The organism is Mesorhizobium sp. W016 (genome assembly GCF_054719485.1).
In genome coordinates, this window is record NZ_JBTTIF010000002.1 from 3319980 (window position 1) to 3332995 (window position 13016).

At 59.9% G+C, this 13016-nt stretch carries 12 protein-coding genes and 1 pseudogene; 4 read left to right on the forward strand and 9 right to left on the reverse strand.

Annotated elements, in window-relative coordinates; all coding sequences use genetic code 11:
• Positions 1-1170 precede the first annotated feature (1170 nt).
• The 3 genes from ACYG9V_RS16580 to ACYG9V_RS16590 form a co-directional block, all read right to left on the reverse strand.
• Complete coding sequence (locus ACYG9V_RS16580; RefSeq protein WP_023697380.1) at positions 1171-1377, reverse strand: KTSC domain-containing protein; 207 nt, start codon at positions 1375-1377, stop codon at positions 1171-1173.
• Between the two features lie 23 nt (positions 1378-1400).
• Positions 1401-1562 carry a hypothetical protein gene (locus ACYG9V_RS16585; RefSeq protein ID WP_156940762.1) on the reverse strand — a complete coding sequence of 54 codons (162 nt, stop codon included), beginning with the start codon at positions 1560-1562 and terminating at the stop codon, positions 1401-1403.
• Positions 1563-1823: 261 nt separating this feature from the next.
• Entirely contained in the window at positions 1824-1973 is a 150-nt protein-coding gene (locus ACYG9V_RS16590; RefSeq protein WP_352764185.1) for a DUF3606 domain-containing protein, read from the reverse strand.
• 124 nt (positions 1974-2097) lie between these two features.
• Here ACYG9V_RS16590 and ACYG9V_RS16595 point away from each other — a divergent pair.
• Both ACYG9V_RS16595 and ACYG9V_RS16600 read left to right on the forward strand, forming a co-directional pair.
• Positions 2098-2971 (forward strand): annotated as a pseudogene (locus tag ACYG9V_RS16595) (ATP-dependent DNA ligase).
• A gap of 88 nt (positions 2972-3059) precedes the next feature.
• Positions 3060-3419: an ArsR/SmtB family transcription factor gene (locus ACYG9V_RS16600; protein WP_352764182.1), complete on the forward strand. Its 360-nt coding sequence runs from the start codon at positions 3060-3062 to the stop codon at positions 3417-3419.
• Between the two features lie 892 nt (positions 3420-4311).
• On the opposite strand, the gene ACYG9V_RS16605 is transcribed toward ACYG9V_RS16600, so the two are convergent.
• Both ACYG9V_RS16605 and ACYG9V_RS16610 read right to left on the reverse strand, forming a co-directional pair.
• The gene (locus ACYG9V_RS16605) at positions 4312-4620 is read right to left on the reverse strand and encodes a DUF982 domain-containing protein (RefSeq protein WP_352764179.1); all 309 of its coding nucleotides are present in this window, start codon (positions 4618-4620) and stop codon (positions 4312-4314) included.
• Positions 4621-5912: 1292 nt separating this feature from the next.
• Positions 5913-6491 (reverse strand): hypothetical protein, encoded by a 579-nt coding sequence (locus tag ACYG9V_RS16610; RefSeq protein WP_352764177.1) that lies wholly within the window; start codon positions 6489-6491, stop codon positions 5913-5915.
• A 1751-nt stretch (positions 6492-8242) separates the two neighbouring features.
• Between ACYG9V_RS16610 and ACYG9V_RS16615 the strand changes: the two genes are divergently transcribed.
• Positions 8243-8593, forward strand: coding sequence for a hypothetical protein (locus tag ACYG9V_RS16615; RefSeq protein WP_023697368.1), 351 nt, complete (start codon positions 8243-8245; stop codon positions 8591-8593).
• Between the two features lie 95 nt (positions 8594-8688).
• A complete protein-coding gene (locus ACYG9V_RS16620) occupies positions 8689-8922 on the forward strand; it encodes a hypothetical protein (protein ID WP_023697367.1) in 234 nt (77 codons plus the stop codon).
• Between the two features lie 99 nt (positions 8923-9021).
• Here the strand turns inward: ACYG9V_RS16620 and ACYG9V_RS16625 are convergent, their stop codons facing one another.
• The 4 genes from ACYG9V_RS16625 to ACYG9V_RS16640 form a co-directional block, all read right to left on the reverse strand.
• Positions 9022-9993: an NAD-dependent epimerase/dehydratase family protein gene (locus ACYG9V_RS16625; protein ID WP_023697366.1), complete on the reverse strand. Its 972-nt coding sequence runs from the start codon at positions 9991-9993 to the stop codon at positions 9022-9024.
• Positions 9994-10004: 11 nt separating this feature from the next.
• Positions 10005-11147, reverse strand: a complete 1143-nt coding sequence (locus ACYG9V_RS16630; protein WP_352764174.1) for a DegT/DnrJ/EryC1/StrS family aminotransferase — start codon at positions 11145-11147, stop codon at positions 10005-10007.
• A gap of 1 nt (position 11148) precedes the next feature.
• Complete coding sequence (locus tag ACYG9V_RS16635) at positions 11149-12174, reverse strand: Gfo/Idh/MocA family protein (RefSeq protein WP_023697364.1); 1026 nt, start codon at positions 12172-12174, stop codon at positions 11149-11151.
• Positions 12175-12470: 296 nt separating this feature from the next.
• A complete protein-coding gene (locus ACYG9V_RS16640) occupies positions 12471-12956 on the reverse strand; it encodes an acyltransferase (protein WP_023697363.1) in 486 nt (161 codons plus the stop codon).
• Positions 12957-13016: the final 60 nt, after the last annotated feature.

Sequence of the window (13016 nt, forward strand, 5' to 3'; positions counted from 1 at the left end):
CAGATAGGCGTCGGCATCCTTGCGCTTGTCGAACTGCTTGGCGCGGCGATTGCCGCCGGCATCGAAGTAGTCTGCCAGCCAGCGAACTCACCGGAGGGCAGGGTGCGCTTGCGGACCTGAGCCATTCCTATTCCTCGCGGTACTTTGGATGCCGTTGCGTGGTGTGGGAGCGAGCTTGCCAGACCGGATAGCATTCCGCCTCTTTCGCCAACTCTCTATCATTTCTTTCCGCGACGCTCCGATGGCGTCGAAAACCTCTTGGCCAATGGGGACGTCTCCGGAGGCGTATTCATTCGCAAGCTTGATTGCTTCCGATTGTTGGCGAATGGCGCAAGTTCAACCAAAAGATTGAACAGGTTATCCAGACCAGAACATTAGCGCCGACTAACGGTTAATGTCGGCAGTGTCCCGAATCATGATTGGCTGGAGCGATGGCGGTACCGGCGTTCGATCTTGTCTATTTTTCCCGCCTGACCCTAGGCGACCTGCTGGGCAGCGTCATTTCGTTGCTGGCGTGTTTGGTGCTCTACAACGCTTTGGCTACGGACCGCCCGAACCGATAGGTCGGGTCTAACCCGCGATCGGGATTCCAAAGCCAAGGCCCAGGCCAATTACGACGTCAAGGAACAGCTTGCCGGCCATGTCGATGCGAAGGCGCATACAGGGCGCCATGCGTCTGTGCGGGCGCTCTGAGGCCGTTGCCCATGTCATCGAAGATCGTTTCCATCGGTCGAGTCTCCGAATCCTGTTTGATCCGTCAAAGTCTAACGATCAGGGAAGCGCCATGGAAAGCACGTGCAGTAACGGTTGATTCAACCATTGCTGGTATAAGTGTGGGGTGGGTGGCGGCTCCGACAGCTCGGGGGTGGAACTGAGTGCCGAAGCCGCCTGCGCAGCCAAGGTTGGGGTTTGACCGCGCCGTCCTATTCTGGGACAGCGCGGTCAACGATTCGTTAAAATGATCCGGACATAATTAAGTCGGTGCTAATTGCGCCCTTCGGCCTTTTTGCGTCAGCCGGGAACATCCTCGCTCCGAGGCTGTTCGGTCACACCCGGCTCGCGTTCTCAGCGGTCCTGCCGGTGACCAAGATGGCCCCTCACTCATCATGGTCGGCCCGCGCTCGGAAGCAGGCGCGGGCCATCCCTGAACAAGCCCGGCGTCTCCAGATGTCAGCGCCCTGGCGCGAGCCGGACTGCATAACGATTGCGGATGTGGCTGTTAAAATAGACGCCCTTGGCAAAGGCAGCTTTGAACGCAGCAACGGCCTCAGCAGGTACGTCCAAAAACTCGTAATGCTTCCCGCTCGCTACAAACCAAACCGAGAGAACCCTAGTGTTGGGGTCATAGTCGAACTTGCGTATCGAGGTCGACGGCATGGTATGCCATTCAAAAAACTCAGCTAGCCGAGTTGGCTAAAACTGTATTCGAATATGTGGCCGCGCTTTTCGTCGGCAACCCTGATCCAGATGGGCTCGCTGGTGCGCAGAGTGATGTCGCGCTCTGTCGCTTCCCGCGCCGCCCTGATCGGCGTTGTCGCGTGGACGATGTGGGTAGCCGTCACCGTATCGCCATTTCCTCAACGTGGTATTTCGGCACTTTTGGTCCTAAGCGTCCAGTTCGAGCGGCTCGTGCTCCGGATCGGCATGATAAGCGACCTGGCGAAAATCGCGCATGTCGATCTGTTGACCGCAAACAGGGCAAGGGAGGAAATGCGCGAGTTCGCTCGCGGGCGGGCCTTTATGTCGGTGCCCGACTAGTGGTCTGCCGAGATCAGATAGCCTGGTCATTGTTTCCGCAGCGCCTTGGCTACCCGCTCCAAAGTCTAGCGTTGGTTGCCGTGCTTCGCGATCAGCTCTTTGACCTGCTGGGGTGTGATGCCGGTCTTTGTTGCGAAATATTCAACTTCATAATCCTCGTCGGCTGAGACACGGTCCCGATCGCGAAAACCCCGCTTGCTCTTGTCATCGGCCATATCGTTTTCTCCTTCCTCATCCCGCAACGCCGAGTTGACGTGTTTGTTGCACCAAAAGGCTGATTTCCGGTTTCGGAACTATTTTAGCTTAATCTTATTGCATCGCCGGAGGGTGGGTCAGTGCATGCGTTTGAAGTTCATCGCGCCGTTGATGCCGACCCTTGTGGAGAAGCCTCCCGAAGGGTGAAGGCTGGACCCACGAGGTCAAGTTCGACGGCTACCGATCGCAGATGATCATTGATGAAGTCGGCACACGCATTTATACGCGCAACGGCCACGACTGGACGGCGAAATATCGCGACCTGGTGAGAGAGGCCAAGCGCCTTGGTGCCGAAAGCGCCATTGTCGAGGGCGAGATCCTCGTTCTGAACGACAAGGGCCTTTCGGACTTCGCAGCGCTGCGCAAAGCCATCACCCGCCGGCAGCACGACTTGTATTTTGTTGCCTTTGATCTGCTTCATCTTAACGGCCACGATATGCGCGATAAGGCGCTAGAGGAGCGGCGCGAGATCCTGGCCAGCATGATCGAGCCCGGCGGGCGCATTCAATTTCGGCGAGCCCCTGCCGGGCGAAGCGAAGGCCATCTTTCACTTGCTCGACAAGGCCGGACTTGAAGGCATTGGTGTCGAAGCGGAAGGACAGCAAATACCGAAGCGGTCCGTCGACCAACTGGCTGAAGGCCAAGTGGTATGCGATCGACGAGTTCGATCTGCTCGGCGTCGAGCGTGAAGCGGGCAAGCCGGCTTTCGCTCTGATGGCTGAGCGCGGCACCGGGCGCTATGTCGGAAGCGCATTCGTCACCTTGAACCGGGAATTTGCGCGAGAGGCTATGGAAACGCGTCCAGGAGCACTCAGGCACGGCGCCCAAGGGCATCGTGAAGCGGCCGGCCACGCAATGGGTCAAGCCGAGGCTGATCGGCCGCGTGAAGCATCTGCGCGGCGAGGATGACCTGCGGCTTGCATGGCTGCAGGATTTCCGCGAGGATGAGGATCAATAGGAATTTGCTTTTTTGGCGGAACTGAGGGTTTGATTCCGCGTTCCTGCAGACTTAAGTTCCTATCTGGGTAGGACCTTAGTCTGATTCGATGATTTCAAGAAACCTTGCCGCCAGTGCCAAAACCGTCTCCGCCTTTCTCAACTTGATGGGAAATGAGAAGCGGCTTTTGATCATGAACCACCTGGCCGGCGGCGAACTTTCGGCCGGTGTCCTCGCCGAGAAAGTTCAACTCAGCCAGTCGGCTTTGTCGCAGCATCTTGCCAAGCTCCGCGCCTTCGGCCTTGTCGGCACCCGACGCGACGGTCAAGTAATCTACTACTACTGCTCATCCGGCGCAGCGCGCGAATTGCTAGCTATGCTGGACGGCTTCCTGATGACCGGACGACCGCTCGCGGGGCCAGGTCCGCACTACGTCGCCCAAAGACTTCGCCGGCTGCGAATGGCCTGAGAAGGCAAATCTAAGACCTAAACGGGGGCGACCCGAACCAGGTGGATCGCTAAGTTCGATGGACCTAACGAGGCACGAGCGGCCCGCGCCAGCCTGTAAAGCAGAGCACGGGCCTCAACCGTCGACATATCGGTTGGCAGCGGGAGACGCTGCAACCACCCAACTCACCCGCCTGACGCCTGTTCCCCGGACAGACAAAAAGCCCGCCGCCTATGCGTTCTGCGCGCAATTAGTTCGCGCAGTTCACTGGCGCTAATTGACCATCTCGCGCAGCGGCTTTTTTCGCCTCGGCAGTACATAGGGCGGCCCAGCAGCTTGTTGCGGGGGGCGCTAACGGGCGGCCACTGGGCCTGACCGGTGATACTTAGCGCCGGCTGGCAAACATATGGGCACTGCTACCAATGCCCACGAAACATACAAACGAAGGAAGGACGCGATCTAACCCACGATCGCCATTCCAAAGCCAACACCAAGGCCGACTGCGAGGCCCAGGAAAAGCGTGGCGGCAACATCGAAGGCGAAGGCGCGGACGGGCGCCACAAGTCCGGCGGGGCTCCCTGAGGCCTGGCCGGTATCATCGGAAACCGTGTCCATGCCTTCATAGAAACGCCCGCACTGTGAATCCCCCTGGAACATTGTAGGCTCGAAACACTTGGGGCGATCGCACTGTTCCCATATCAGTGTCTCCCAAAACTGCCCACTACCTGAACGGTGGTGGGCTTTTTTGTACATTAGCGGAACCTGAAATTTGGGGGCATGTTGATAGAACGGCAGCGAGTGGGTGTTCGCTGCTGGTCGAGGTCCCGCAAGACTCGGCCGGGCTCGCATCACACCTGCCCCGGTACGGTGCGAGCCCACCGTCGCGACCAAGCGAGATCCCGTGTGTCGGTCTCTATTTGATACTCGGGGACGGCGGTTCATCATCACGATGGTTTATGGCACGTTGTTCGACATGCCGAGCGCCGGGCTCGGGCTGCAGCAAGTGCTGGTCGATTGCGGCGGCCTTGAACGCCGCAAATGCTACGGCCGGACTGCAGCTTCCATACTTGGCCTCCGCAATTAATCGGCATGCATCCCTATAGGCCGCCGCTCCCTTATTTGGCCACTGCCCCTGGAGCGCTTCCTCGGCCTCACAAATAGAAGAAACCGTCATTGATTTCCGGTCTACCAGCTTAACGAAAAGCGGTAAAAAGGTGCCCATGGCACAACCTCCCGACCTCTTTTAGTGCGCCGAAACGCAACAAGAGCTTTTTGGTTTCCATGCCTATTGATTTTTGCCCATTCAACACAAGCCAATTGAATCGGCGGGTTGGGCCACCCAGCTAGGGAACAGCATTCTAAAATTGTACGGAACCGTGGCGGGAACCACACATTCCTAATCTAAGCGGTCGATTCTTCGGATGTAGCCGTGACTATGGAAACCCGCTGTTGCGCGCGGATGGCGGGTTTTCTTGGCGTTGATCCGCTACCGGTAAGAGAGGCTAAGTCCCATGAAAGACCGGTGGGAACCTGACCACCAGTTCATTGAAAGCGCCCGCCGTGGCCAGCGCCGAGCGGAGAGCCAGCTGGAATCCCTACAATCGACCATCCAAGAGACACGCCGCGTACTAGAGGCTTCACGGAAGCTCTTGGAAAAGATTGCCGAACGCAAAGACCATCCCCAGCCATAAGGGAATGGCCGGTGCAGTTGGGCAAGCTTGTGGGGGGCTTAACTGCACCGGCCACTGCGGGAAGACAGGAAGCCCCGCGCTGCCGAAGATATATGCGTATTAGGAACCGAGCGAATTATCTCGCAATGCCATCTTGAAGGCTCAACCGCGAAGCCAACTTAGTTCCGAGAGAATGGGCGGATTGGTGAACGCAATGTCGCACCCGGTAGCAGTGAGCATCTTTGGGCTTTGGACCTTGCCGACCTGCGCAAGGCGTTTGGAAAGTTCGCTCAAGAGCACGGGACAACGCCTCTTGAGCGGAACGAGCACACCAAGCTGTTCCTTGAAGAACGAAGGGAACGCTGCCAGGAACCGGACCCTACCGGGCATTAGGACAATCTTCGGATCGTCAAGAGATGGAAGCCGAGGGCGACGAAGCCGCCGTCGAGCGCTCCTGACAAATAGCCATTTTGCCGTATGAATCCGTTTTTGGTTGAAGGAAGGGTTTCGACGCCTATAAAGATTGTGGTTACCATTGCCTTTTGGGAGGATGCGATGGTTGCAACGCCCATAGATATCGCTCAAGCGGCCACTGCGACTACCGCCACCTTGCTAAAGTGGCAGAAGTCCATGGAGGAACGCGCCACGTGCCAGAACATGGATCAATCGCGCAGGGCGATCCAAGCCTCTCGCGAACTGCTGAAGCGCCTTCGTCAACATCATCGCGATGACATGGCGCAAAGTTGGGAAGATGCCGACCCATCGTCGGCAGCTAGCGCGAGGCGACCAGAGCCGATGTGAAGGGAAAAGTTTCAGTGGCCTGTGCTTTGGGTCGGCTGTGCCGTTAGGCTTTGTCAACAAGCCGCGTTTTCCCCTTCGGCGCCACATAGCTCTCAACCAGCCGCACATACTCGGCGTCCACAGTCACCAATGGCCGGAGGCTCACGGTCACCTTGTCTCCATCGACGCGCGTGACCGTGCCGGTGACCTCCATATTCTGGCCGATCACGGCTTTCAAAGTCGAATCGACAACCGAATGCGGGAAGTTATAGGACGGGATCGTCACGCTTACGCGATCGGGCGTCACCCGGCCGCGCACAACCGCAGTGACGGCGACCTCATCGCCAACTTTGATATTGCCTCGAGCCATGTGCAAGACTCTGGGGCGGGCGGCTGCGGCGTCAAGATGAGAGGTTGCTAATATGAGCACACGCGGCATGAAGTTTCTCGACAAATGGGTGGCCAAGCAGCTGCCCATTGTGGCGCTGGGGGATCCGATCACCATCGTGACTTGAAAGATCAGTTGATGACAGCTGCCGAGAAGGCCGGCATCGGCGCCGACGAAATCAACGGCGAGGTTGAAACCGTCTTTGAACTGCTTGTGGAGGTGATGCGGCGGCGAGAGGTGCGCGAGGCTGGGCATTAGCCCGGAGGCTTCTCCCAAGCCTGTGCCGGTCCTGTCCCGTTCCATTTTATGAACTGCGTCTTCCTGCCGGTGATGGTCTCGATCGACTTCAACAAGGGCGGCTGGACCTCACGAAGAGCTTTGTAGTGCTCGCTGTGGTACGCCAGGAGCGGCCGACGATGCTCTTGTGCAGCGCCTCGGCTGCCGCCAGGAAGCGGTCAATTTCCGCCTGTGAAAGCTGTTCGGAAGGTTTGGTTCTGGCCATTGGCGATCTCAGGTCATGGAGCTTCGCCGCAACAAGGACTATAATCCTACATGCCGAGCCGGCTCGCAAGCGCGTCGCTGGCTTACCCGGAAGGAAGAGGTAGGGCCACGGCGCCAAGCGCAGCCATCAGGAGCAACCACCCGAGCAACGGCAGGCCCGGCGACCTCCTTTGGACACACACACAGGGAACGAAAAGAAGGGCGCCGAGCCTTACCGGCGCTGCTTTGTGAGGGAGACGACGCCGGATGAGATGAGAGTATGCGATCATGCCAATCTCCGCGAACCATGCGAATGAACGAAAGCCGTGTGACAGCGCGGTTGAGACCAAGGTAGGCGGTGCGATCAGCTGCGGTGCTGAAGGGCGGGTGCGGCTTCAGTCGCAATCTCTGCCGGTGGAGTTATAGCCGGACTTGATGACGCGCTCTGATCTTGTGATTTCATCCCGCAAGTTTGGCAGAGCCGATTTTCTGTTATGACTTCAGACCACAATAGTCGTGTTCAGCGTGTGATCGCGGATTTGGCCAGGGCGCAGACGTCATCAATACCCGCTTACGGCCGCTACGACCTCGGCGACAATGCCGCCCGGATCAGTGGGGTTCCTCGCCGAACTGCACCACGATGTAGTGGGGCAGGTGGGTGCGGCGCCGGCTGAGTGAAGGGTGATGCCAGGCACCGTTGCGGGCGTTGGCGCCGCTTGCGCTGGCGGTTCTCTAGGTGACGGCGGCGTGCCGCCGGAAGCCGCGTCGGCGCCGCTCTGGCCATAACCCATTCTTCAAACAGTTCCATCTTGCGTGCAGAGTGCGGTGATCTGGCTGACGAGCACCAGGCAGCGGCATCGGGACAGCGAACGGTGCCACCGACGTCCGGTACGGTCCGGTGCACTAGCCTGGCAGCTCGCGCACAAGGGCCAATGATGAATCGGCCGTCGTTGGTGAAAATCCAACAGAAGGATGCTACCAGCCAAATAGAAATAGCTAGAACCGCATGCGCCGGCCGACAGTTCCTTCAGGTCCGGCGAAGCTAAAGCAGCTGATTCGTTGCGTCAGGGGAGCTGGCGCGGCCAAGTATTCTAGTTGGATCTCATTGCCAGACGGCTCGCAAGCACCTCAAGTTCATCAAGCGTCAACTCAATCTGGTACCGGTATTGCGAACCGCTTGCATAAATGCCGCCGGCATCTATCGACATGATGACCGCCCCCGTTTCGGATCTGATATCGGCATCGCCCAACGGTCGATGGAAAATCGTTCGAGAAACACCTTCTCGTTTAGCAGGTCCCACTAGGATGCGCATTGCCTACCTCGCCCTGTTGCTTCGCCAACCAGCAAGCAGCGCCCTCGCGCCACGACAAAGCTTTAGAAGCAATTGCGGTGCCAAACCAAGGGTGTCCCAATATGAGCCAAAGATAGACGGCGCCATTCGGCGTTGGGGGACTGCGGCTTGGCTTCCGCTTTCGCACGCAGCTCAACAAGACCGACGCGTCGGCGTCGCCAAAATCCTGCGCACTTGCTGGTCCCGCTGGGGCTATATCAAGTCGGAAAGGTGCAACCGAACGCACCTGCTGCTAACGCACCGGCGAAGCTGAAAGCCAAGCTGCTCTATCTGGAGAACGCCGTCCGCCACTCGTTAAAGTCGTTCGGCATCCGCATGGGGCAAGGTCGGAGGCGGCGCCTTCGCGAAGGCGGTGCGCAGGCTGCGGCCGAGTTGATAGACGACATGCTCACCGGCCCGCGCGCGCTGTGGCGACAGTACTGCCGGCTGCATGATCTGGTCATGAGGACCGTCGCGCGCTGCGAGGCATGCTGGCGCTTTATGGCGATCCGCGGCGTCAGCCCGGTGACGGCAACTTCTTCATGACAGCGATCGAGGACCCGACGCGCATTCGTCCCTCAGGCGACTCGCCGCCTACTTCGGCCTAGTCTCGCGGCCCAGGCACTCGGGCGCTTCGATCGATGTTCGAGGTCCCTATCTCAAAGGCTGGCGACGCCGACGTGCGGCGCGCGCTCTCCGAGGCGGGTGTCGGGACGGATGACGCGCTTCAAGGCAAGGACAAGATCAAGAGCTGGGGCCTGGAGATCGGCAACGCTCTTGCCATCGCTAGGCCTGCGATAGCGCGCAAGCTGGCTGCGTTCATTTACGCCATGTGGAGCGACTGCACATTCTACGTCGCGATGGGCGGCGGGTGAGGGTGACGCCGCGGGGCGCGCCCATGTCAAGGATCGCACGCTTCTGCCATGTAGGGGCAAGCCTACCAGGAAAGATTTCGTCGTCGCGCGAGCGGTTCGTCAGGTCACCTGCCCGCGTGTGGCTCGCCACCAGTCGACCAGGCGGGTGAGGCCCTCATCGAGGTCGATGCTCGCCTTGAAGCCCAGCATCTTTTCCGCCTTGCACGTGTCGGCAAGGCGCCGCGAGACGGGGTTCACTTTGCGCTCGGGCCCGTACTCCGGCTGAAGGTCGGAGTCCATCACGCGCAGGAGTGAGGCGGCCAGTTCGTTCAGGCTGGTCTCCACGCCGCTGGCGACGTTGAACACATCGTCCTCCACGTCAGAAAGCAGGGACAGGATGTTCGCTCGGGCGATGTCCTCGATATAGACGAAGTCCATGGTGGTGGAACCGTCGCCGAGAATCAGCGGCGGCTGGCCGGCGTCGATGCGGTCCATCCAGCGGATTAGAACCTCGGTATACTTACCATGCAGGTCCATGCGCGGGCCGTACACGTTAAAATAGCGCAAAGCCACGTAGGGAAGGCCGTACATGTCATTGAACGAGCGCAACAGGCCTTCCAGCATGACCTTGCTGGCGCCGTACCAGGTGCGGTTGTTGTACGGGTGGTGGCTCTCTTCTGTCGGGAAGAGGTCGGCCAGGCCGTAGACCGAGGCCGAGGAGGCCGCGCAGATCTTCTTCACGCCCTTAGCCTGGGCGGCCTCAATGACGTTGTAGCTGCCGTCGCACATGACGCCCAGGGCTTCGCGCGGCTCGGCGGCGCAGGCGATGACCCTCAGGGTTGCCATGTGGATGACGGCGTCCATGCCGTCGGTGGCCCTGTGGACAGTTGCCACGTCGCGAATGTCGCCTTCGACGAGTTCGATGCGCGGGTCTTGCAGGGCGTCCTTGACGTTTTGCAGGCTGCCGCGGACCAGGTTGTCGAGGATCACTATCTTTTCCGGCGCGTGCTCCTTAAGCAGCAGGTCGATGGTGGTCGAGCCGACCAGACCGCAGCCGCCGGTCACCAGGATGCGAGAGCCTTCAAGTTTCATCGTATTCCCTGTCATCGGTTCGAGGCGTGTTTCCGGTTGAGTGGGGCCCGCTCAACGCTTGCTTGCAATTCGATGACCGCGGCCACGACCGCGTCCTGCTGCTGCTCCGTCAACTCCGGGAACATAGGTAGGGAGAGAACCTCGGCGGCGGCCTTTTCGGCGTGCGGGAACTGGCCCTGCTTGTAGCCGAGATCGGCGTAGGCGGGCAGCAGGTGAACCGGAATGGGATAGTGGATACCCGACTGGATGCCTTGAGCGTTCAGCGCCTCCCCCCAGCGCGCGCGGTCGGGCGTACGCACGGCGTAGATGTGGTAGACGTGGCGCACATCGTCGCGGACGAACGGGGTCGACAGGCCGATGCCGGCGAACATGGCGTCATAGCGGGCGGCCGTGGCGCGTCGCTGCTCGGTCCATCGGTCCAGATGTTTGAGCTTCACACGCAGGACAGCGCCCTGAAGGCCTTCCAGGCGATAATTATAGCCTTTGACTTCGTGATGGTACTTCCGCTCGGCGCCCCAGTCTCGCAGCATGCGAACCGCACGGTTGTGGTCGGCGATGTTGGTCGTCAGCATCCCGCCCTCGCCATAGGCGCCGAGGTTCTTGCCGGGATAGAAGCTGAAAGCTGCCATGTCGCCAATGGCCCCGACGCGCTTGCCCTTGTATTCCGCGCCGTGGGCCTGGCAAGCGTCCTCCAGCACCATCAGGCCGTGCTTCCGGGCGATGGCCATGATCGGATCCATGTCGGCGGGCTGGCCGTAGAGGTGGATCGGGATGATCGCCTTGGTGGCCGGCGTGACCGCGGCTTCGATCTGGGCCGGGTCGATGGTGTAGGTCGCAGGATCGATATCGACGAGCACGGGGGTCGCGCCTGTGTAGTAAATGGCCGCAACCGTCGCCACGAAGGTGAAGGGGGAGGTGATCACCTCGTCGCCCGGTCCAATCCCGGCGGCCAGCAGGCCCAGGTGCAGGGCGCTGGTGCCGGTATTGACGCCGACGCCGAAGGCCGCTTGCGAATAGGCGGCGAATTCCTTTTCGAATTCAGCGACGTCAGCGCCCAGGATAAACTGACAGCTCTCCAAAGTGCGCTGAATGGCGGCATCTACCTCGAGCTTGATCGTGGTGTACTGGGCTTTCAGATCTACGAACGGGATCATATTAGGCTGCATCTTTGCGTCGCAGGTGCACGGTTTCGCCACGCCCGCGCATGGAACTGGTGGCGGCTTCGATGATCTCCACCACGCGCAGGCCAAGCCGGCCATCTGCGATGGGAACCCTCTTTTCGACGATGCAGTCGATCCACTCCTGGCCGGCGATACGCAGGGCCTCGGTGGAGTCGAGCTTGGGCGCCCACATGTCGCCCGTCCGGTAGCCGACGCGCATCTCGTGGATCTTGGCCGGGTCGTCGGTGAAGGAGACGCCCTTGTCGTAAACCTTGACCTTCTCGGACGGCTCCAGATCGTCGTAGGTGATCATCTTGTTGGAGCCGCCGACCAGTATGTTACGCACCTTCACCGGAGCTAGCCAACTCACGTTGATGTGCGCCATCATGCCAGAGTCGTAAAACAGCGAAATGTAGGCCAAATTTTCCGGGGTGCCGGGGAAGTGGTTGATACCGCTGGCCGAAACGGCGGTCGGATGTTCTTCGAACAGACGGTCGATGATCGCGAAGTCGTGGACCGCCAGGTCGGATATGACGTTTACGTCCCTCTGAAAGAGGCCCAGGTTCACCCGGGTGGCGTCGTAATAATAGATCTGGCCGAGGTCGCCGGCGGCGACGATGTCGCGCATCTTCCGGACTGCACCGGTATAGATGAAGGTGTGATCGACAATCAGGGTCAACCCGCGCTTGTCCGCTTCATTAACCAGCATCCTGGCCTGTAGCGAGGTTTCGGTCATAGGCTTCTCGAGCCAGAGATGCTTGCCGGCCTTCAGCGCAGACATGCCCAGTTCGAAGTGGCTATTGACCGGCGTCGCCACGGCGATGGCGTCGATCTCGGGATCTTGGAACAGGGCCTGGACGTCCCTGGTGGACTGCACACCCGGATAGCGACGGTTCACCAACTCGCGCTTCTTGGGGTCCAGGTCGGCGACCACGCGGACCCGGGCATCGGGGATCTCCATGAAGTTGCGCAGGAGGTTCGGCCCCCAATAGCCGTACCCGATGATGCCGATATTGATCATATTGACTACCCTTCACTCCGCCCCCGCCCACCGGAGTCTTGGAGGCTTGTTGGAGCCTGTCGTTGGTTGAGAAGGGATGCGCCGATCGCTCAATGCCGTGCCACCTCGACCTCTTCACAATGCAGTTTGAAGCTGCGAAGCGGTGCGGTCACTATGGCCGTTGGGTCATCAAGACCCCCTCAGGATCATCCAGCCAGGCGAGGGCAGGGCGCCGGATCTACCTCAAATGATCTCTCCGAATACACCAAAGGATCGCAATTCGGTGTACGAAGCCGTGCCGAGAGGGGCCGAGGGGGTCAGCCAGTCTTTGCGGTCCTTACGTCTCCGACCACACGGGCTGGCACGCCGGCAGCGATGGCGAAGTCGGGGATGTCACGGGTGACGACGGCGCCAGCGCCGATCAGGGCCCGTTCTCCGATGGTCACGCCCGGGGTGATGGTGACGTTGGAGCCGATGGAGGCGCCCTTCTTGACCAGGGTCGGCTCAATTTTCCAGTCGGCTTCATTCTGCGCGCTCCCGTCCGGGTTGGTGGCTCGGGGAAGACGGTCGTTGGTGAACATCACCCCATGGCCGATGAAGACCTCGTCCTTGATGGTTACGCCCTCGCAGATGAAGGTGTGCGAGGAGATCTTGCAGCGCTCGCCGACTGAGGAATTCTTCTGGATTTCGACGAAAGCGCCGATGCGCGAGCCGTTACCGACCTCGCAGCCGTAGAGGTTCACCATACTGGGGTGGTGGATGACGACCTCGCCACGCAGCACCACACTGTCCGAAATAGGCATCGCTTCCCCCTGGAACTGTCTGTCACGTGCCATCGCCTGCAAATCGGATATGATCCTTGG